The sequence below is a fragment of the Roseovarius sp. YIN77 genome (assembly GCF_057219155.1).
The window spans coordinates 54783-72993 of the sequence record NZ_JBXVVI010000013.1; the positions used below are offsets into that span (position 1 = coordinate 54783).

19 protein-coding genes are annotated in these 18211 nt (G+C 55.2%); 10 read left to right on the plus strand and 9 right to left on the minus strand.

Features of this window, described 5'->3' with window-relative positions; translation table 11 throughout:
- Positions 1–132: 132 nt before the first annotated feature.
- From ttcA to AC2D8P_RS11855, 10 genes are all read left to right on the plus strand, one after another.
- Positions 133–969: a tRNA 2-thiocytidine(32) synthetase TtcA gene (gene ttcA / locus AC2D8P_RS11810; RefSeq protein WP_484702934.1), complete on the plus strand. Its 837-nt coding sequence runs from the start codon at positions 133–135 to the stop codon at positions 967–969.
- Positions 970–1052: 83 nt separating this feature from the next.
- The gene (locus tag AC2D8P_RS11815) at positions 1053–2591 is read left to right on the plus strand and encodes a putative bifunctional diguanylate cyclase/phosphodiesterase (RefSeq protein WP_484702935.1); all 1539 of its coding nucleotides are present in this window, start codon (positions 1053–1055) and stop codon (positions 2589–2591) included.
- 111 nt (positions 2592–2702) lie between these two features.
- Entirely contained in the window at positions 2703–4532 is a 1830-nt protein-coding gene (gene yidC, locus AC2D8P_RS11820; RefSeq protein WP_484702936.1) for a membrane protein insertase YidC, read from the plus strand.
- The gene (locus AC2D8P_RS11825; RefSeq protein ID WP_484702938.1) at positions 4532–5296 is read left to right on the plus strand and encodes an MOSC domain-containing protein; all 765 of its coding nucleotides are present in this window, start codon (positions 4532–4534) and stop codon (positions 5294–5296) included. Before yidC ends, AC2D8P_RS11825 begins: the two co-directional genes overlap by 1 nt.
- Positions 5293–5946: a ribosome biogenesis GTP-binding protein YihA/YsxC gene (gene yihA, locus AC2D8P_RS11830; RefSeq protein WP_484702939.1), complete on the plus strand. Its 654-nt coding sequence runs from the start codon at positions 5293–5295 to the stop codon at positions 5944–5946. Before AC2D8P_RS11825 ends, yihA begins: the two co-directional genes overlap by 4 nt.
- A 61-nt stretch (positions 5947–6007) precedes the next feature.
- On the plus strand, positions 6008–6871 hold the full coding sequence (gene argB, locus AC2D8P_RS11835) for an acetylglutamate kinase (protein ID WP_484702940.1): 864 nt from the start codon (positions 6008–6010) through the stop codon (positions 6869–6871).
- 86 nt (positions 6872–6957) lie between these two features.
- A complete protein-coding gene (locus AC2D8P_RS11840; protein WP_484702942.1) occupies positions 6958–7269 on the plus strand; it encodes a hypothetical protein in 312 nt (103 codons plus the stop codon).
- 44 nt (positions 7270–7313) lie between these two features.
- Positions 7314–8108, plus strand: a complete 795-nt coding sequence (locus AC2D8P_RS11845) for a sterol desaturase family protein (RefSeq protein ID WP_484702944.1) — start codon at positions 7314–7316, stop codon at positions 8106–8108.
- Positions 8105–8755, plus strand: coding sequence for a ferredoxin (locus AC2D8P_RS11850; RefSeq protein WP_484703006.1), 651 nt, complete (start codon positions 8105–8107; stop codon positions 8753–8755). The genes AC2D8P_RS11845 and AC2D8P_RS11850 overlap by 4 nt, the downstream gene beginning before the upstream one ends.
- Complete coding sequence (locus tag AC2D8P_RS11855; RefSeq protein WP_484702945.1) at positions 8752–9255, plus strand: SixA phosphatase family protein; 504 nt, start codon at positions 8752–8754, stop codon at positions 9253–9255. Before AC2D8P_RS11850 ends, AC2D8P_RS11855 begins: the two co-directional genes overlap by 4 nt.
- 45 nt (positions 9256–9300) lie before the next feature.
- Here AC2D8P_RS11855 and AC2D8P_RS11860 read toward each other — a convergent pair whose 3' ends face one another.
- The 9 genes from AC2D8P_RS11860 to AC2D8P_RS11900 form a co-directional block, all read right to left on the minus strand.
- Entirely contained in the window at positions 9301–10092 is a 792-nt protein-coding gene (locus AC2D8P_RS11860; protein ID WP_484702946.1) for an amino acid ABC transporter ATP-binding protein, read from the minus strand.
- 11 nt (positions 10093–10103) lie between these two features.
- Positions 10104–11411, minus strand: a complete 1308-nt coding sequence (locus AC2D8P_RS11865; protein WP_484702947.1) for an amino acid ABC transporter permease — start codon at positions 11409–11411, stop codon at positions 10104–10106.
- A 1-nt stretch (position 11412) separates the two neighbouring features.
- On the minus strand, positions 11413–12672 hold the full coding sequence (locus AC2D8P_RS11870) for an amino acid ABC transporter permease (RefSeq protein WP_484702949.1): 1260 nt from the start codon (positions 12670–12672) through the stop codon (positions 11413–11415).
- 124 nt (positions 12673–12796) lie between these two features.
- Complete coding sequence (locus AC2D8P_RS11875) at positions 12797–13816, minus strand: amino acid ABC transporter substrate-binding protein (protein ID WP_484702950.1); 1020 nt, start codon at positions 13814–13816, stop codon at positions 12797–12799.
- A 237-nt stretch (positions 13817–14053) separates the two neighbouring features.
- Entirely contained in the window at positions 14054–14761 is a 708-nt protein-coding gene (locus AC2D8P_RS11880) for an ATP12 family chaperone protein (RefSeq protein ID WP_484702951.1), read from the minus strand.
- Positions 14762–14766: 5 nt separating this feature from the next.
- Positions 14767–15441, minus strand: a complete 675-nt coding sequence (locus AC2D8P_RS11885; RefSeq protein ID WP_484702952.1) for an HAD-IA family hydrolase — start codon at positions 15439–15441, stop codon at positions 14767–14769.
- Positions 15438–16484 (minus strand): RluA family pseudouridine synthase, encoded by a 1047-nt coding sequence (locus AC2D8P_RS11890; protein WP_484702954.1) that lies wholly within the window; start codon positions 16482–16484, stop codon positions 15438–15440. Before AC2D8P_RS11890 ends, AC2D8P_RS11885 begins: the two co-directional genes overlap by 4 nt.
- On the minus strand, positions 16481–16858 hold the full coding sequence (crcB, locus tag AC2D8P_RS11895; RefSeq protein WP_484702955.1) for a fluoride efflux transporter CrcB: 378 nt from the start codon (positions 16856–16858) through the stop codon (positions 16481–16483). The genes AC2D8P_RS11890 and crcB overlap by 4 nt, the downstream gene beginning before the upstream one ends.
- Before the next feature lie 31 nt (positions 16859–16889).
- The gene (locus AC2D8P_RS11900) at positions 16890–18203 is read right to left on the minus strand and encodes a replication-associated recombination protein A (RefSeq protein ID WP_484702957.1); all 1314 of its coding nucleotides are present in this window, start codon (positions 18201–18203) and stop codon (positions 16890–16892) included.
- Between the last annotated feature and the right edge of the window lie 8 nt (positions 18204–18211).

Below are 18211 nucleotides of genomic sequence, written 5' to 3' on the forward strand. Positions count from 1 at the left end.
GTGCCCCGCGTATCGGACCATCTGATCGAGTGAATGTGTGTGAGTTGATCAGAACAGCCCCCAGCCGGAAACGGCGGGGGCTTTCCTTTTCCAACGCTTGCCAGATTTTCATAACTCCGCTATGGCCGCGACATGCTCGATCATCTTGACGATATCCATCCGCTGTTTCATGGCGCACCTTCGACGACAGAGTTCAAGAAGCTGCGCAAGCGCATCGTTCGCGAAGTGCGTGAGGCAATTGAACAATACGGGATGATCGAACGCGGTGCCCGGTGGCTGGTTTGCTTATCCGGCGGCAAAGACAGCTATACTTTGCTGGCCGTGCTCTATGAACTAAAATGGCGCGGGCTTTTGCCCATCGATCTGCTGGCCTGCAATCTGGATCAGGGTCAACCGGGGTTCCCGGCAACTGTTCTGCCCGAATTTCTGGAACGGATGCAGGTGCCGCACCGGATCGAATACCAAGATACCTATTCCATCGTTGTCGATAAGATCCCGCAGGGTCGCACCTATTGCGCGCTGTGTTCACGACTACGACGCGGCAACCTCTATCGCATTGCGCGGGAGGAAGGCTGCTCTGCCGTAGTCCTGGGCCATCACCGCGACGACATACTGGAAACGTTTTTCATGAACCTCTTTCACGGTGGTCGCTTGGCGACAATGCCACCGAAACTGGTGAATGAAGAGGGCGATCTGTTCGTCTATCGCCCGCTGGCCCATGTGGCAGAGGCCGATTGTGAAAAATTCGCCGCCGCCATGAACTACCCGATTATTCCTTGTGATCTGTGCGGGTCTCAGGACGGGTTGCAACGTCAGCAGGTCAAACAAATCTTGGACGGATGGGAAAAAAACTCTCCCGGTCGCCGTCAGGTTATGTTCCGCGCCCTGATGAATGCGCGCCCCAGTCATTTGCTCGACCCGAAACTCTTTGATTTCGCGGGTCTGCAACGTGGGTCTGACGCAGATTAAAGGCCGTCTTGATTAAGAATATGGTGACACTGTCCGCCTAACCTTCCCGAGTGATTAAATTTCCAGGGGCGGAGGCAGACAGAATGGCAAACCTTGCAATTCGCGGCAAAGAGCTTTTTGCCCTGATCACGTCACCCCCGCAGGTGTTCACCTTTCTGCCCGCGGCCTTTCTGGCGGCCTTCTGGTTGGGCGGGGAACCTATACTGATCCTTTTGGCCTTCGCGACCAGCCTGTTTGGCACGCTGAATTCCTATCCAGCAGTCGCCAAACGCAGATTGTATGAAATCGACCCGATGACCGGGCTGCAAAATCGGCAGTATCTTATCGATAAGACGTCAAAATATCTGAAATTGGCCCAGGCAGAACAGCTGAACACTGCAACCTTTCAGATTGAGGTTGAGGATTTTGATCGTCTTTGTGATCGTTTTGGACACGGAACCGCGGGTCAGGTCATGTCGCAATTGGCTGGGCGGTTTTCTGAACGATTGCGCGCAGGCGACATTCTGGCGCGGCTAGAGGGGCCGCGATTTGGCCTGACATTGTCGCCGGTATCAGAACTAGAGCTGGACAACCTTCTGCAGATATCGGCACGGCTTCAGACAGTTTTGGCAGAACCCTTCCAAATCGAGGGGGCATCGGCCTATCTGACCGCCAATATCGGGTTTTCGTCTATGAATCAGTCTGATGGACCCAACGAACCTGATCTGCTCGAAGCGTCAGAAAACGCACTGATCGTCGCCAAACGCCATGGTCGCGGCGCTGTGCGGGCCTTTTCACCCGATATGAACCGGTTGGTGTTTTCCCAACGCGGCCTGGCCAAAGAAATCGAAAAGGCGATGGATACCAATCAAATTCGCCCATGGTTTCAACCGCAAATCAGGCTGGCGGACGGGCAGGTAACCGGATTTGAAGCCCTGGCGCGATGGGATCACCCGGAACATGGCACAATCCCGCCCGCCGAATTTCTGCCCCTGATCGAAGACACCGGCATGTCGGAAAAACTCTCTGAGGTCATCTTGTTCAGCGCGCTGACCAGCTTGTCATCCTGGGACAAGGCCGAACTTGGAGTGCCCACGGTCTCCGTGAACTTTTCGCTGAGCGAGCTGCAAAACCCCAAACTTTTGGATCGCATTCGCCGAAATCTGGGCCGCTTTTCCTTGCCGGCGCATAGGCTCTCGATCGAAATCCTTGAAACGGTTGTGGCGCGGTCTGACATCGAAATTGTCGCCCGCAATATCCGAATGCTCTCTGACCTTGGTTGCCGGATCGAGCTGGATGATTTTGGAACGGGGCAATCGTCAATTGCAAGTATTCAGCGCTTTTCCGTGAACCGGTTAAAGGTCGATCGCTCTTTCATCCGCAATATCTGCGATGATCCCGCACAACAAAGATTGGTTGGTGCGATTGTGACAATGACCGACCAACTGAACATCGATTGTCTGGTCGAAGGGGTGGAAACAGCAGATCAACATAAACTGGTCGACCAACTGGGATGTGAATTTGCGCAAGGCTTTCACTTTGCCAGGCCCCTGCCGCCCGAAGATGTTCCCGAATGGTTGCTGCGATATCGCTCTCATCTCGGTACAGAGGTACTGGAAGAGGCAAGATCGCAACAATCGTGATAGCGCGCTGCAACTGAATTCTGCCTGTTTTTGCTAGCGAGTGTTGACATTTCCTGCCCCAGTCTGTTCAACCCCCAAAACCTTTACAGATGGACAGGTGGGCGCCCTCTCATGGACGATCAGAATAAGAACCTTCTTCTCGCTATTTTGCTGTCAACCATCGTCATGGTGATCTGGCTGGCACTGTTTCCGCCGCAAAATCCAGAAGACCTGGCCGACGCTGCATCTGGAACGGATTCCAGTCAAACCGACGGGCTGACACCGGCCGCTGCTGAAACCGGCGCAGACGTGGTTACTGAACCCGTCACCAACACGCCCGCCACTGTGTCCATCACAGATGCGCCGCGCATTGCCATCGACACCCCGCGCCTGACCGGTTCCATTGCCCTGTTGGGTGGCCGGATCGACGATCTGTCACTGAAAGATTACCGGGTCGCTGTCGGGTCGCAGGAAATCGTTACTTTGCTAAAGCCCGAAGATCAGGATCAGGCCTATTATTCCACCTATGGCTGGGCCCCTGGTGGCGACCTGCAATTGACCGACGTCCCCGGGGCCAACACCCTGTGGCAGGTTGAGGGCAGCGATACACTGACCACGGCATCCCCGGTCAATCTGGTCTGGAACAGTCCGCGCGGCCTGACCTTCCGCCGTCAGATATCCGTAGACGCGGATTTCATGTTTACCGTCACCCAATCGGTTGAAAACAATAGCGAAGGGTCCGTGCGGATGGCCCCTTACGGGCTCTTGGTCCGCCATGGCGAGCCGCAAGATCTGAAAGGTTTCTTCATCATTCACGAAGGCGCCATTCGCATGGCCGATGGGGAACTGACCGAAAATGACTATGGCAACCTTGCCGATCTTCCCGTCGTCCCGCGCGAGGCCTCTCAAGCCTCCGTCACTGATGTTACAGAAAATGGCTGGATCGGCTTTACCGACCACTATTGGATGACAACGCTGATCCCAGAAGCGGGTCAGGCGTTTACGGCCAAGGAACTCTACCGCGCGAATGCTGATCTTTACCTGACAGAGGCGCGCCTGCCCACCACCACCGTCGCCCCGGGCGCCACTGCTTCTGTCACGACCGAACTATTTGCGGGTGCCAAGGAATGGGAAGCCATTCGCGAATATGAGAACGAAGGCGGTGTTGCGGGTTTCTTGAATTCGATCGACTGGGGCTGGTTCTTCTTCCTGACCAAACCGATGTTCTGGCTTTTGCACACGCTCAACCAGATGATCGGCAATATGGGCTGGTCGATCATCGCCCTAACCATCGTGATCAAGGCCGCGGTGCTGCCGCTGGCCTATAAATCCTACGCTTCTATGGCCAAGATGAAAGAGCTGCAGCCAGAGATGGAGGCGCTGAAGGAACGCTGCGGCGATGATCGCCAGAAAATGCAGCAAGAGATGATGAAGCTCTACAAGGATAAAAAGGTGAATCCGGCCGCAGGCTGTTTGCCGATCCTGTTGCAGATCCCGATCTTCTTCTCTCTCTACAAGGTGATCTTTGTCACCATCGAATTGCGTCACGCCGAATGGATCGGCTGGATCAAAGACCTGTCCGCGCCTGATCCCAGCTCGTTGTTTAACCTGTTTGGGATTTTTCCCTGGGCGTCACCGGAACCCGGATCGCTGTTTGCGCTGGTCTTTATCGGGATCATGCCGATCGTTTTGGGTGTGTCGATGTGGCTTCAGCAAAAGCTGAACCCCGCCCCAACCGATGCCACGCAGAAAATGATCTTTGCCTGGATGCCTTGGGTGTTCATGTTCATGCTGGGCAGCTTTGCCAGTGGCCTGGTGCTGTACTGGATCGCCAACAACACCATCACGTTCCTGCAGCAATATGCGATCATGCGCAGCCACGGGTATCACCCGGATGTGTTCGGCAATATCAGATCCAGTTTCAAGCGCGAAAAAGACGCCAGCAAACCGGATAAGAAGTAATGTCCCCCCGCATTAGCGCACTTTTTCGACATCCGATCAAAGGATTGGGTGTCGAAGCGTTGGAAAGCGTCACTTTGCACCCCGGGCAAACCATGCCCGGGGATCGCGAATGGGCGCTGGCACAGCAGGGTGCGAAAATAGACAGAAACGCGCCGGATTGGACCCGCTGCATGGCCTTCATCCGCGGGGCCAAAGCGCCGACGCTGATGGCGGTCTCTACGGCGCGAGAGGCGGATGGACAGATGCGCCTGTCGCACCCGGCCCGGCCGGATCTTGTCTTTGACCCGATGACAGAGGCTGGAGAGGCCGCGCTGATTGAATGGCTGTTGCCGCTCTACCCAGACAACCGCCCCTTACCGGACTATCTGGTCCATCTGCCTGATCGCGGCATGACTGACAGCAGCACCCAGACCGTGACCCTGATGTCAGATGCCAGCCTGAAGGACCTATCCAATTCGATAGGGCATCCGCTGGACCGCCGCAGGTTTCGTGGCAACTTGTGGATCGATGACCTCACCGCCTGGCAGGAACTGGATCTGATCGGACAGGAAATAACGTTCGGCCCCCTGACCGGCCGCATCCTCAAGCCGGTGGAACGCTGCCGCGCGCCCAGTGGGAACCCCGAAACCGGGGTTGAGGATGTTGACGTTCTGGGGCATTTGAACACCGCCTTTGGCCATCCCAATTTTGGCGTCTTTGTTGAAATCACCAAGGGCGGCACAGTGACCGTCGGCGACAAGATGACAATCGGAGTCCCTTCATGACATCGCTACCCTTCCCGATCGCCGAACAACCGGATGCCGCCACCGCAGAACGCGGTAGAAAGCTCTTTGCCGGGCAAACCGATTTTCTGAAAGGCGTGGTTGCCATGTCTGGCCTGCCTGACGCAGACCGGCCAGAGATTTGTTTTGCCGGTCGGTCGAATGTCGGTAAATCCAGCCTGCTGAACGCCCTGACGGGGCGCAAGGGGTTGGCGCGGGCCTCTAACACACCGGGCCGCACACAAGAGATCAACTTTTTCACCCTGAGCGATAGCCATTATCTGGTGGACTTGCCGGGATATGGCTATGCCAACGCCCCGCTGGCGGTGGTCGAAAAATGGCAGCGCCTGCTAAAATCCTATCTGTCGGGCCGTCAAAGCCTGCGCCGCGCCTTTGTCCTGATTGACAGCCGCCATGGCGCCAAAGCCGTAGATGAAGAGATCATGACGCTTCTGGATCGCGCTGCAGTGACCTTTCAGGTGGTGATGACCAAGGCCGATAAGGTCAAGGAAGCGGACCGGCAAAAGGCGCTGGATGTCACCCGTGCCGCGCTGGCCAAACACCCTGCTGCCTATCCCGAGATGATCGTCACCTCCTCTGAAAAAGGCGACGGGCTGGAAACATTGCGCAGCATCATCGCCACGATTGATTGAGAATGCTCTTGCCCTTCGCCGCCCTATCAGGAAAATGGCTGATGACAGGGACACAGAAGATATGAAGAAGCAAATCATGAACCGCGACTGGATCGCCACCGCCCGTACACTTTCCCAGGCTCTGCCGTATCTGCAACGCTACACAGATGCGATTGTCGTCATCAAATTCGGTGGCAACGCGATGGGCGATGACGAGGCTATGGATACCTTTGCCCGCGATATCGTTCTGATGCGCCAGGTGGGGGTGAACCCGGTCGTTGTTCATGGCGGCGGCCCGATGATCAATGAATTGCTGGGTAAGCTGGATATCAAATCCGAATTCGTCAATGGCAAACGGGTCACGGATAAGGCCACAGTCGAAGTCGTGGAAATGGTGCTGGCGGGTCGGGTCAACAAGCGCATTGTTCAGGCCATCAACCGTCAGGGTGGCCGTGCGGTTGGGCTGTCTGGCAAGGATGCGGACCTGATCATCTGTGAACAGACCAATCCTGATCTGGGCTTTGTTGGAACCCCGACCGAGGTTAACCCATCGGTTTTAAAAACATTGTTTGAATCCAACATTATACCGGTGATTGCCCCGCTCGGTTCAGGGCGAAATGGCGAAACTTTCAACATCAATGGCGACACCGCAGCCGGTGCCATCGCTGCGGCGCTGAAAGCTGATCGCCTGCTGCTTTTGACCGATGTTCCGGGGGTTAAGGATGCCAATGGTGATTTGGTGACAGCCCTGTCCACCGAAAACATCCGACAGATGACAGAGGATGGTGTGATCGCCGGCGGTATGATCCCGAAAACTGAAACCTGCGTTCAGGCGATCGAGGGCGGCGTACGCGCTGCCGTCATTCTGGACGGGCGCGCACCCAATGCCTGCCTATTGGAATTGTTCACCGACCACGGTGCAGGGTCAATTATTCGGGCCGGGTGAAATCCTGCTGACACTCAGCTGTCAGCAGGGGTGATGTATCAATGTTTGTAACGGCACTTTCGCCGTCACAACAAACGGAGATTCACATGACCCCCACTTTGGAAAAAGTCACCTTTCGCACCAATGTTGGTATTGATGAGACCGCGTTTCTGGCCGCTGCTGCACAGGTCACAAGCTGGGCCGCTGCGCAACCCGGTTTTCAATATCGCACATTGGTCAAGGAAGACGACGCTTGGATCGATCTGGTGTTTTGGGACAATGAAGATGAGGCCAAATCCGCCGGGCAGGCCTTTATGGCAGCAGAGGAAACAAAACCATTTGCCAACATGATTGATATGGCCAGCGTGACCATGACGCATTTGCCGCAGCTTCATACCTCCTGCAGCATGCAGATATGATTTCACGCGTTGACCCGCCAGACGGATGGTGATGTGATCCCACCATGGAACACGAAGCCACCATTCGTCTAAGCATTTTCCTGGGCCTCTTTGCCCTCTTTGCATTGGCAGAGGCCCAGGTACCACGTCGCAGGCGCGCCTATGGCCGCGTACGGCGCTGGGGCACCAATTGGGGCATGACCATCCTGAACACCCTGACATTGCGTGTCATGGCGGTGGGGATGCCTCTGCTGGCCGTCGGCGCCGCAATTGATGCAGGACAAATGGGTTGGGGCCTGCTGAACCTGATATCCTTGCCCGGGTGGTTCAAGGTCCTGATTGCGATCCTGATCTTCGACTTTGCCATATGGGCCCAACATCTGATCACCCATAAGATCCCGATCTTGTGGCGCTTGCACCGGGTGCATCACGCGGATCGGGATATCGACGTCACCACCGCAATTCGCTTTCATCCTGTCGAAATCGCGCTATCCATGCTGCTGAAAATCGGGTTGGTTTATCTTATCGGTCCTTCGGCACTTGCAATTGTCATGTTTGAAATCATCCTGAACGGTACAGCCATGTTCAATCACGCCAATTTGCGTCTGCCGTTGGGTCTGGACCGTGTACTGCGCCTGGTTTTGGTGACGCCTGACATGCACCGGGTGCATCACTCCATCCATCGGCACGAGCATGACAGCAACTATGGCTTTGCCCTATCGATTTGGGACCGCCTGTTTGGCACCTACATCCCCCAACCCGCGGATGGTCATCAGGACATGGTGATTGGCCTGCAATGGCAGGACGATCGACCAACAAAACTTGGGTGGAGCTTATGGCTACCATTCCGCCGCAAATGACCGTCGCGATACTGTCGCAATACAGTCGCGAAACCGCATTGGAAGTTTTCGGTGTCGTAACGCCCCGGCCCGGCGATCCGGTTCCCGCAGATTGCCAATCTGTTATCCTTTTCGGCCCTCATGAACCGGGCTTTTGGGACGTGTTTTCAGCATCACCTGAGTATCAAGATGACGGCCCTGATCCGCTGGACCGCTGGTCCAAAAGGATCATCGGCGCGCTTGCTCAAAATCTGGGTGGCACCCCCCTTTTCCCGTCAGACGGCCCGCCCTACCCCCCGTTTTTTCGCTGGGCGCAGCAATCCGGGCGATCTTGGCAATCCCCGGTCACGTTGCTGGTTCACGATACAGCAGGTCTGTGGGTGTCGTTCAGGGGCGCGATTGCACTACCCACACCTGTCATTCAAGCTGAGACACCACCTGTACCTTGTAGTAGCTGTGACAAGCCATGTATCACTGCTTGCCCCGTCAATGCCCTGACACCTGACGGCTATGACCTTGATCGGTGTCACAGTTATCTGGATACGCCAGATGGGCAGGATTGCATGACCAAGGGCTGCGCGGTCAGACGGGCTTGCCCCGTGTCCCAACGCTATGGCAGGGTAGAGGCGCAATCTGCATTTCATATGAAGAGTTTCCACCCAGAATGACATTACGCCTGATCCTGTTACGCCATGCGAAATCCAGCTGGGATAATTTTCAGATTACTGATCACGACCGTCCACTGAATGACCGGGGCCGAAAAAGTGCTGACGCAATCGGGAAGTGGTTGCAGCAGCAAAATCACGTTCCGAATGTGGTCCTGTGTTCTACGGCGAAACGCACTGTCGAAACCTGGAAATTGGTCGAGCCGCATCTTAATCCCACGCCTGATCTGGAATTAAACTCCGCCCTCTACCATGCGTCCCCTGCGGCGATGATGCGCGCCATTGCACGGCGGGTGGAAGGCTGCGTTATGGTGATCGGGCACAATCCCGGCATCGCGGAACTGGCTGAACGCCTTGTGGCAAATCCCCCTGATCACCCATCATTTTTTCGGTTCCCAACAGCCTCCACCTGCGTGATTGAATTTGGGGCAAACAATTGGGCTGAGGCGCTTGACCAAAGAGGAGCCGCCAAAGACTTCATCGTCCCCCGAGACCTGATATAAAAAAGCCCCGGAAAACCGGGGCTTTCAATAATTTTGGTGCAGAAATCAGTGCCCCAGGATTTGGCTGAGGAACAGTTTTGTCCGTTCGCTCTTTGGATTGTTAAAGAACTCTTCCGGTTCGTTCTGTTCAACAATCTGGCCCTGATCCATAAAGATCACGCGGTTGGCAACCTGACGGGCAAAGCCCATCTCGTGGGTCACACACAGCATGGTCATACCCTCTTCTGCCAGTTCGATCATAGTGTCGAGCACCTCTTTGATCATCTCCGGGTCCAACGCCGATGTCGGTTCGTCAAACAGCATGATCCGCGGGCGCATGCACAAAGACCGGGCAATCGCCACACGCTGCTGCTGACCGCCGGAAAGCTGACCTGGATACTTGTCGGCCTGTTCGGGGATTTTCACCTTTTCCAGGAAATGCATCGCCGTTTCTTCGGCCTCTTTACGGGGCGTCTTGCGCACCCAGATTGGGGCCAGCGTGCAGTTTTCCAGAATGGTCAGATGCGGGAACAGATTGAAGTGCTGAAAGCACATGCCAACCTCCGACCGGATCTTGTCGATGTTCTTCAGGTCAGAAGACAATTCAGTTCCATCCACAACGATGCTGCCTTGTTGGTGTTCTTCCAGCCGGTTGATGCAGCGGATCAGGGTCGACTTGCCGGAACCGGACGGTCCGGCAATAACAATCCGTTCCCCCTGATTTACGGTCAGATTGATATCACGCAACACGTGGAACGCACCGTACCATTTGTTCATGTTGGTGATTTGGATGGCGACTTCGTCGCTGACCTGCATTTTAGAGCGGTCAATTTCACGATCAGATTTAAGCTCAGACATGGTTGAACTCCTTAATGATGACCAGTCTGAAGCTTACGCTCCAGATACATGGAATAACGGGACATGGCGAAACAGAAGACAAAGAACATAAACGCGATGAAGCCATACAGCTCCCACACGATGCCGTTCCAGTTCTGGTCCGCACGGACTGAGGTGCTGAGACCCAACGGGTCAAGAAGCCCGATGATGGACACCAGCGTTGTATCCTTGAACACCCCGATGAAGGTCGACACGATCCCCGGAATGGAGATTTTCAATGCCTGCGGCATGATGATCAGCCGTTGTGCCTGCCAGTAGTTCAGGCCAAGGCTATCGCCGCCCTCATATTGACCTTTTGGCAGCGCGGCCAGACCACCCCGGATCACCTCTGCCATATAGGCCGAGGCGAACAAAGTCACCATGATGAACACTCGCAGGATGATGTCAAAATTCGTGCCAGGTGGCATGAAAATATTCAACAACGTCGATGCGACGAACAACAGGGTGATCAGTGGGACACCGCGAATGAACTCGATAAAGCCCACACACAGCGCCTTGACGATCATCAGATCTGATTTCCGCCCCAAAGCCAACACGATGCCCAACGGCAATGAACAGGCGATGGCAACAACACCGATGGTAATCGACAGCATCATGCCCCCGAATGCACGGCTTTCAACAGCTTGAATTCCAATTGGGATCACACTGCCGATCGCCCCCATTATCACCCCGGACAAGACCAGCCACCAAACAAGCGCCGCAATGACACCGGCGATGATGCCAAACAGGCTGCCTGCAGCAGTGTTCACAGCCTTGAACACAAAATACCCGATGACAAATCCCAACGCGGCGCCAATGGGCGACCAAATCAGACCGCCCCAAAGCAACCAAGGCATCATGAACGGATAGATCATGCTGAACCAAATCAGCTTTGCAGGTACTTTTTCTGCAAATAAGACCGGAGCCAGAGCAACACCCAACAGAATGAAGGCCAAGATCGGCCGCCAATAGAGCTCTGGTGGATAGAAACCAAAGATCAACTGCACCCAGCGATCCCGGATCACACCCCAACACGCCCCTGCAAAGTGACCTTCGCGGCCAAGTTCATGCAGGATCCCCCGACATTCGCTCAACGAGGTCGCGTTCCAGGTCGGAGAGTACATCCACGGCAGCAATGAGGATAGAACCAGATATATCAGGCCAACTGAAAACAGCGTCAGACCTGTGTTAAACGGGCTGGAAAACAAGTTTTCCTTGGCCCAGCCGACAGCACCAACCGTGGAAGCGGGGGGTGCCTTTTCCGGCAACATTTCCGCACGGACAAATCCAATATCAGACATCTTACCGCTCCACCAATTTTACACGATTGTTGTACCAGTTCATCACCATCGAGATGCTCAGAGAGATCGTCAGGTAAATCAGCATTCCCAACATAACCGTTTCCAATTCCTTACCGGTCTGGTTCAGGGTGATACCCATTAGCGTTCCGGTCAGGTCCATATATCCCACCGCAATCGCAAGCGAAGAGTTCTTGGTCAGGTTCAAGTAGTGAGAAATCAGCGGCGGAATGATCACGCGCATTGCTTGTGGCAACACCACGAGGCTCATGATCCGGTTCGGACGCAAACCCAGAGCCCCGGCGGCCTCTGTCTGACCTTTCGAGATCGCCAGAATGCCTGCACGAACGTTTTCTGCAATGAAGGCCGCCGTGTAGAGTGACAACGCCAACCACAGCGCAATCAACGAATTGCGCAAATGTGTGCCGCCAGCAAAGTTAAACCCTTTCAGTGCGGGATATCCTAAGTGAAAACCCAAAACGGCCAGAAGGACGATCAGCGGCCCAGCAACAACACCTAATCTTTTGTGCCACGTTGTTGGACGATCCCCGGTCTTTTCTTGGATTTCATCTGCACGCATCTTGATCTTTTTGGACACAAACAAGCCCGCGCCCAGAACGATCAGAATTGCGATCAGATCCAGACTGATCTCAAACGCGCCGCCGAATACCGAAATGTCACCCAGCCCTCGGCTGAACAGCGGTTCAGGGATGTATACGCCACGATTGGTCAAAGCAACGGTGTCTAAAAGATTCATCGTGGCTTCGGGATTTTCACCCCGGAAGTCGCGCGGCGATGGCAATGTTTCGATCAGGACCGCCATCACGAACACGATCCACAACAGGACCGGAACGTTGCGGAACATTTCTACATAAATGGTCATGAGGCGTGCGATCAACCAGTTCTTGGACAGCCGCAAAACGCCTATAATCACGCCCAAAATCGTCGCTGTAATACATCCAAGCACGGCCACAACCAGCGTGTTCAAGAGGCCGATAAAAGCCGCGCGAATATGCGGGCTTTGCGAATTATACTCCAGCAGGCGCTGGTTAATGTCATACCCGGCCGGTTCCCACAGGAACTTAAAACTGGGTTCTTTTCCCAGGCTGGCAAGGTTTGCCGCCGTGTTGCTGATCAGCCAGCCAATCAGCATGAGAAATCCGATCATCGCGACAACCTGAATGGTCATCGACCGGTACCGGGTGTCGTAGATCAGCTGTGATAGCCGAAACGACGCCTTCGGAGGGTCAGTAATTGTAGACATTGATGCTTCCCCGTTGTCCTGACCTATTGAATACGGCGTGTATGTCACGCTCTGAGCGGCTCAGGATCATACTTCTAATAACGCAGAAGGGCGCGGTATAACCGCGCCCTTAGCAAGATCGATATTAACGGAACGGCGGAGCGTAAAGCAGGCCGCCATCGGTCCACTGTGCGTTCAAACCACGGTCCAGTTTAACCGGAGAAGAATGGCCGATGTTTTTCTCGAAAATTTCGCCATAGTTACCAGCGACAGAAATCGCCTTAACAGCCCAGTCAGCATTAAGGCCAATCATTTCGCCTAGATTACCTTCGGTGCCCATCAGGCGGTTGATTTCCGGGTTGTCGCCAGGGGCAGAAGCATGTTCGGCAACATTGGCAGATGTCACACCCAGTTCTTCGGCAGCAACCAGCGCATTCAGAGTCCAGCGCGCAATGTCACCCCATTCGTTGTCGCCATGGCGGACCAGCGGGCCCAGCGGCTCTTTGGAAACGATTTCCGGCAAGATGACATGATCATCTGGGTTCTCAAAGGTCGCACGAGATGCCGCCAGACCAGATGCGTCCGTCGTATACACGTCGCAAGCACCTGCCGAATATTGCTGCAGTGCTTCGGCGTTGGTTTCGATCGGCACCGGCTCATAGCTGATGTTGTTGGCACGGAAGAAATCCGCCAGGTTCAGCTCTGTGGTGGTGCCGGTTTGAATGCAAATGGTCGCACCATCCAGCTCTTTGGCAGAGCTTACGCCCAGCTCCTTGGGAACAAGGAAGCCTTGGCCGTCATAGTAGTTTACGCCGATGAATTCGAACTTCAGATCGACATCGCGGCTAAAGGTCCACGTGGTGTTTCGTGCAAGAACATCAATTTCGCCCGATGCCAATGCGGTAAAACGTGTTTTACCTGTGGTCGGAACGAATTGGACTGCACTTGGGTCATCCAACACTGCCGCAGCAACGGCGCGACAATAGCTGACGTCAAAACCTTGCCATTCACCATTTGCGTCCGGTGCAGAGAAGCCAACCAGACCTGGTGTGACGCCGCAATTCAGCTGACCGCGTGCTTTTACGTCATCGGCAGTACCTGCAAAAGCGCCGCCAGCGACAATACCGGCGACGGTCAGTGCGCCGAGAAATACGGATTTTTTCATTTTTACCTCTTCCTGATGTGCCACGTGAGTGTGTGGCATATTTTATTCTGCCCATCGCCGTAACAACGGACATAAACACATCGGGGTTGCCCCCTAGTGGAGGTGATTTTGGTCAATTATCCCTGTAAAGGTCAAGTGCTGAGAACAAATAGCTTAATCCGATCTCAATTTAAGACCTTGATTTTGCAAGTGACGCAGGGGCAATCAGGTGCGTTGCGTACTAAAATGTCACCAATACTAGACCAAAAGATCAAATATTTCAGAGGCGAGCTCAAATTGGCGTCTTTTGTGTTCGGCCAGCTCTTCTGCCTCCTCATCGACGCCCCATTGTTCCTGTTGCCAACACTCATCGACCCGTGACAGCGCCCACGCCTCAGTCGCGGTGAGGTGTGATTTTACAACCGCAAAGGCAAGAATCAGTGATCCGGACGTGCTGACAAGATCGTGGAAGGCCGAAAGCTCGAAGGGTGTCATCGCTTGGACGTGTGCGATCAATCTGTCCAAACTCGTGGCAGGCTGTGATTGAAACATCACGCCCTGAACCGGCACCAACGGTGCGTTCAATGATTCGGCTGACCACACAATCAGCGGGTCCCACGCCTGGGCTTGTCGCGCAACCAATTCCTCAGGCTCCGCCGCGCGATAACAAATCAGATCCGAGGTACCATATTCAGAAAGCATCGATGCGACTTCATCAAACTGAACGGCAACTTTGTCGATCGCAGCATTGGCCAGACGGGTAAATGGCATTGAAACCGGATCAATTGATTCGACCTGTGCGTCCCACTCTGCCGCGATTCTGGATGCAAACCGTCGGGTGGGCACGATCAGCGCTGCCTTGGCAGGGGTCTTAACTGCGCGGCCATCCAGATGCACGGTAAAGCCCTCTTCGGCCGCAACGACCTGTGCCTCTTTCCAAAATCGTTTTGGTGCCCAATCCGACATCACGCTTAGCCTTTGTGTGTTTCGATAACATCCAAAAGTTCGCCGAAATCCTCGACAACCGTATGCGCCCCGGCTTTGCGCAACCTGTCAGGCGCGTGATACCCCCAAGAGACACCCACTGCCGTATAACCGGCGGCACGCGCCATCGAGATATCGTATTCGGTATCGCCGACCATAATGGCCCGCCCCCCGTCAATGCCTGTCTCTTTTGACGCTTGGTCCAACATTGACGGGTGAGGTTTCGACGGATGATCGTCCGCCACCTGCAGGGTTAAAAAATATCCATGGAGCGCATGTTGATCGATCAGGTGGTCCAGCCCACGACGTGATTTCCCGGTGGCCACGCCCAGCAGCGTTGAAGGCATGGTTTTGAGATGATCCAGCGCCTCTCTTGCCCCTGCAAATAACGGCGACAGGGTCTCCGCCCCTTCGGATCGCAAACTCATGTATCCGGATTTGTAACCTTCAACCAATTCCGCCTGTGTGGCCGCGCTATGTTCCGGGGCCAGTTGCGCGATCGCTTCTGGCAATGAGAGGCCGACAATTTCCAGAACCTGTTCTCGTTTGGGGGTGGTTAGCCCCACCCTTTGGAACCCACGTTCCATCGCGGCATAGATATGTGCCTGACTGTCGACCAATGTCCCGTCGACATCAAAAACCACAAGGTTCAGCTCACTCATCGAAGGTCCTCAAACGGATCCTCTGCGGCCAAATCGTCGGTCCAGCCCAGCGTGTCCCAGCTTTGCGCCATGTGATCGGGCAAAGGGGCGTGAATGGTTACAGGCTTGCGCGTCACCGGGTGTTCAAACGCCATGGTGCGGGCATGCAGGTGGAGTTTCTGGGAAATAATCCCACCCAATTGAGCGCCCCATCCATCCCCAAGATTTTCCTGACCTGATCCCCCGTATTTGCCGTCCCCGGCAATCGGATGCCCGATCTCGGCCATATGCGCGCGCAGCTGGTGGGTTCGCCCGGTAATCGGCTCCATCGCCACCCACGCCGCCCGGCTGGCAACTCGGTAGAGTGTTGCGTATTGGGTGATCGCACGCTTGGCGCCCGGCGTCGCATCAACATCGCGCGGGTGGACGCAGTGCATCTTTTCGCCTTGCCCATGCAGCCCATGGCCTGGTGCTTTTACCAACCCGTATTTGATCTCCCCCAAATACGGGGTCGGAACGCCGGCCACCAAGGCCCAGTAAATCTTGCGGGTTTCCTTGTGCCTCATCGCGGCTGTCAGCGCCTGTGCCATCTGACGTGTGCGCGCCAAAAGCAGTACACCTGACGTGTCCTTGTCTAAACGATGAACCAGGCGCGGTTTCTCTTCAAACCCGAATTTCAGAGCCTCAGCCAGCCCATCCACATGACGAGGCTGGTTGCTGCCACCCTGTGTTGGCAAACCCGGCGGCTTGTTCAACGCGATAATGTGATCGTCGCGATAGATGACGCAAGACTGGATCAGCTTTGTATCCGCGTCCGTGATTTTGGTGGATTGTGGCTTGGGGGGCTGAAAGCCGGGATCAGGCAATGGCGGCACACGCACGCTTTGCCCCTCCGTCAAACGGGTCGCGGGTTTGACCCGCCCACCATCAACGCGGATCTCACCTTTTCGGCACATCTTTTCAATCCGCCCTTGGGTCACATGGGGAAAGTGCCGCCTGAACCAGCGATCCAGTCGCTGATCTGTATCGTCGGGCTGAACTGTTAAAGACTGAACGCCGCTCATGCTGTCACCATGCGTGTCATCAGAACGCCCAATGCGATTGCGGATAACGTCAGCACAATTGACGCCAATACATACCCTGTGGCCAGCCCGGTTTGCCCGCGTTCATACAAGGTCAACGCATCCAATGAAAACGCCGAAAATGTTGTGAACCCTCCCAATAAACCAGTCATCAGAAAGGGGGCAAAACGGGTGCCGAATTTCTGCGCCATCACCACGACCAGAACACCCATTAAGAAGGACCCAACCACATTTACGATCAATGTTCCCCACGGAAACCCGTGCCCCAACAGCCGCACGGCAGCGATCCCGGTCAAATACCGGCCAGAGGCACCGATTGCGCCCCCCATAGCAACTTGTAGCAATGTTCCAAACATGGGCGCTGTCTTTCGTGATTAGGGCTTGGAGTCAACCACTCTGACGCTTGGCGCGCAGTTTGACGAAATAATCCAGCCGCTTCTTCAATTCGCGTTCAAACCCGCGCTCTGGGGGCTGATAGTAAACGCCGCGCTTCATCCCTTCGGGAAAGTAATTCTGCCCCGAAAACCCGTCTTCTGCATCATGGTCATAAGCATATCCGGCGCCATAGCCTTGTTCCTTCATCATTGATGTAGGGGCATTCAGGATGTGTTTTGGCGGGGGTTCCGATCCGGTTTGCCGGGCGGCACGCCGCGCGGCCTTGATCCCCACATAGACGGCGTTGGATTTCGGTGCCAGCGCCAGATACACCGCCGCATTGGCCAGTGCCAGTTCCCCCTCTGGGCTGCCCAGCCGTTCATAGGTCTGCCAGGCATTCAAACACACGGTATTTGCTTGCGGATCAGCCAGACTGATATCCTCTGTCGACATCATGGTCAGACGACGCGCCAGATAGCGCGGGTCCTCGCCCCCTTCCAGCATCCGCGCCAGCCAGTACAAGGCCGCATCCGGGTCTGAGCCGCGAATGGATTTGTGTAGGGCAGAGATCAGGTTGAAATGCTCATCACCCGATTTGTCATATTTCGTGGCACGTCGCATCAGCCGTTTGGCCAATGCCTCGGTGTCAATCTTACCGTCAACTTTCCAGGCGGCGACCTGTTCGATCAGGTTTAACAGCGCGCGCCCATCGCCATCGGACATTTCCAACAACGCCTCGCGGGCCGGCCCATCAAGGGGCAGTGCCTTGTCCAATTCTCGTTCGGCCCTTTGGGCCAGCCGTTCCAAATCCCCCAGATCAAGCCGTTCCAGCACCAGAACCTGCGCGCGTGACAGCAGTGCAGAATTCAGTTCAAAGGATGGGTTTTCCGTCGTGGCCCCCACCAACAGGATGGTGCCATCCTCCATATGCGGCAAAAATCCGTCTTGTTGCGCTTTGTTAAAGCGGTGGATTTCGTCCACGAACAACAGCGTCCCCTGCCCGTTGGCGCGCCGAAACTTTGCGGCTTCAAACACTTTCTTCAGATCTGCCACGCCGGTGAAAATTGCACTGATTTGGACAAAGGCCATGTCGGTTTCGTCCGCCAGCAACCGGGCAATCGTGGTCTTCCCGACACCAGGAGGGCCCCACAATATCAGGGAGGATAGGCTGCCAGATTGCAGCATCACCCCCAATGGGGCCTCGGGGCCCAATACCTGATCCTGACCGATCACATCCGACAATGCGCGCGGGCGCAAACGGTCGGCCAAGGGCCGCGGTGCGGAACCAGATTTATCAGATTTGGAAGTATCAAAGAGATCAGCCATAGCGCAGT

Bases quoted from the DNA above. Each gene is read 5' to 3' on its own strand.
- ttcA (WP_484702934.1), top strand. From the start codon at position 133: ATGCTCGATCATCTTGACGATATCCATCCGCTGTTTCATGGCGCACCT.
- AC2D8P_RS11815 (WP_484702935.1), top strand. From the start codon at position 1,053: ATGGCAAACCTTGCAATTCGCGGCAAAGAGCTTTTTGCCCTGATCACG.
- yidC (WP_484702936.1), top strand. From the start codon at position 2,703: ATGGACGATCAGAATAAGAACCTTCTTCTCGCTATTTTGCTGTCAACC.
- AC2D8P_RS11825 (WP_484702938.1), top strand. From the start codon at position 4,532: ATGTCCCCCCGCATTAGCGCACTTTTTCGACATCCGATCAAAGGATTG.
- yihA (WP_484702939.1), top strand. From the start codon at position 5,293: ATGACATCGCTACCCTTCCCGATCGCCGAACAACCGGATGCCGCCACC.
- argB (WP_484702940.1), top strand. From the start codon at position 6,008: ATGAAGAAGCAAATCATGAACCGCGACTGGATCGCCACCGCCCGTACA.
- AC2D8P_RS11840 (WP_484702942.1), top strand. From the start codon at position 6,958: ATGACCCCCACTTTGGAAAAAGTCACCTTTCGCACCAATGTTGGTATT.
- AC2D8P_RS11845 (WP_484702944.1), top strand. From the start codon at position 7,314: ATGGAACACGAAGCCACCATTCGTCTAAGCATTTTCCTGGGCCTCTTT.
- AC2D8P_RS11850 (WP_484703006.1), top strand. From the start codon at position 8,105: ATGACCGTCGCGATACTGTCGCAATACAGTCGCGAAACCGCATTGGAA.
- AC2D8P_RS11855 (WP_484702945.1), top strand. From the start codon at position 8,752: ATGACATTACGCCTGATCCTGTTACGCCATGCGAAATCCAGCTGGGAT.
- AC2D8P_RS11860 (WP_484702946.1), bottom strand. From the start codon at position 10,092: ATGTCTGAGCTTAAATCTGATCGTGAAATTGACCGCTCTAAAATGCAG.
- AC2D8P_RS11865 (WP_484702947.1), bottom strand. From the start codon at position 11,411: ATGTCTGATATTGGATTTGTCCGTGCGGAAATGTTGCCGGAAAAGGCA.
- AC2D8P_RS11870 (WP_484702949.1), bottom strand. From the start codon at position 12,672: ATGTCTACAATTACTGACCCTCCGAAGGCGTCGTTTCGGCTATCACAG.
- AC2D8P_RS11875 (WP_484702950.1), bottom strand. From the start codon at position 13,816: ATGAAAAAATCCGTATTTCTCGGCGCACTGACCGTCGCCGGTATTGTC.
- AC2D8P_RS11880 (WP_484702951.1), bottom strand. From the start codon at position 14,761: ATGTCGGATTGGGCACCAAAACGATTTTGGAAAGAGGCACAGGTCGTT.
- AC2D8P_RS11885 (WP_484702952.1), bottom strand. From the start codon at position 15,441: ATGAGTGAGCTGAACCTTGTGGTTTTTGATGTCGACGGGACATTGGTC.
- AC2D8P_RS11890 (WP_484702954.1), bottom strand. From the start codon at position 16,484: ATGAGCGGCGTTCAGTCTTTAACAGTTCAGCCCGACGATACAGATCAG.
- crcB (WP_484702955.1), bottom strand. From the start codon at position 16,858: ATGTTTGGAACATTGCTACAAGTTGCTATGGGGGGCGCAATCGGTGCC.
- AC2D8P_RS11900 (WP_484702957.1), bottom strand. From the start codon at position 18,203: ATGGCTGATCTCTTTGATACTTCCAAATCTGATAAATCTGGTTCCGCA.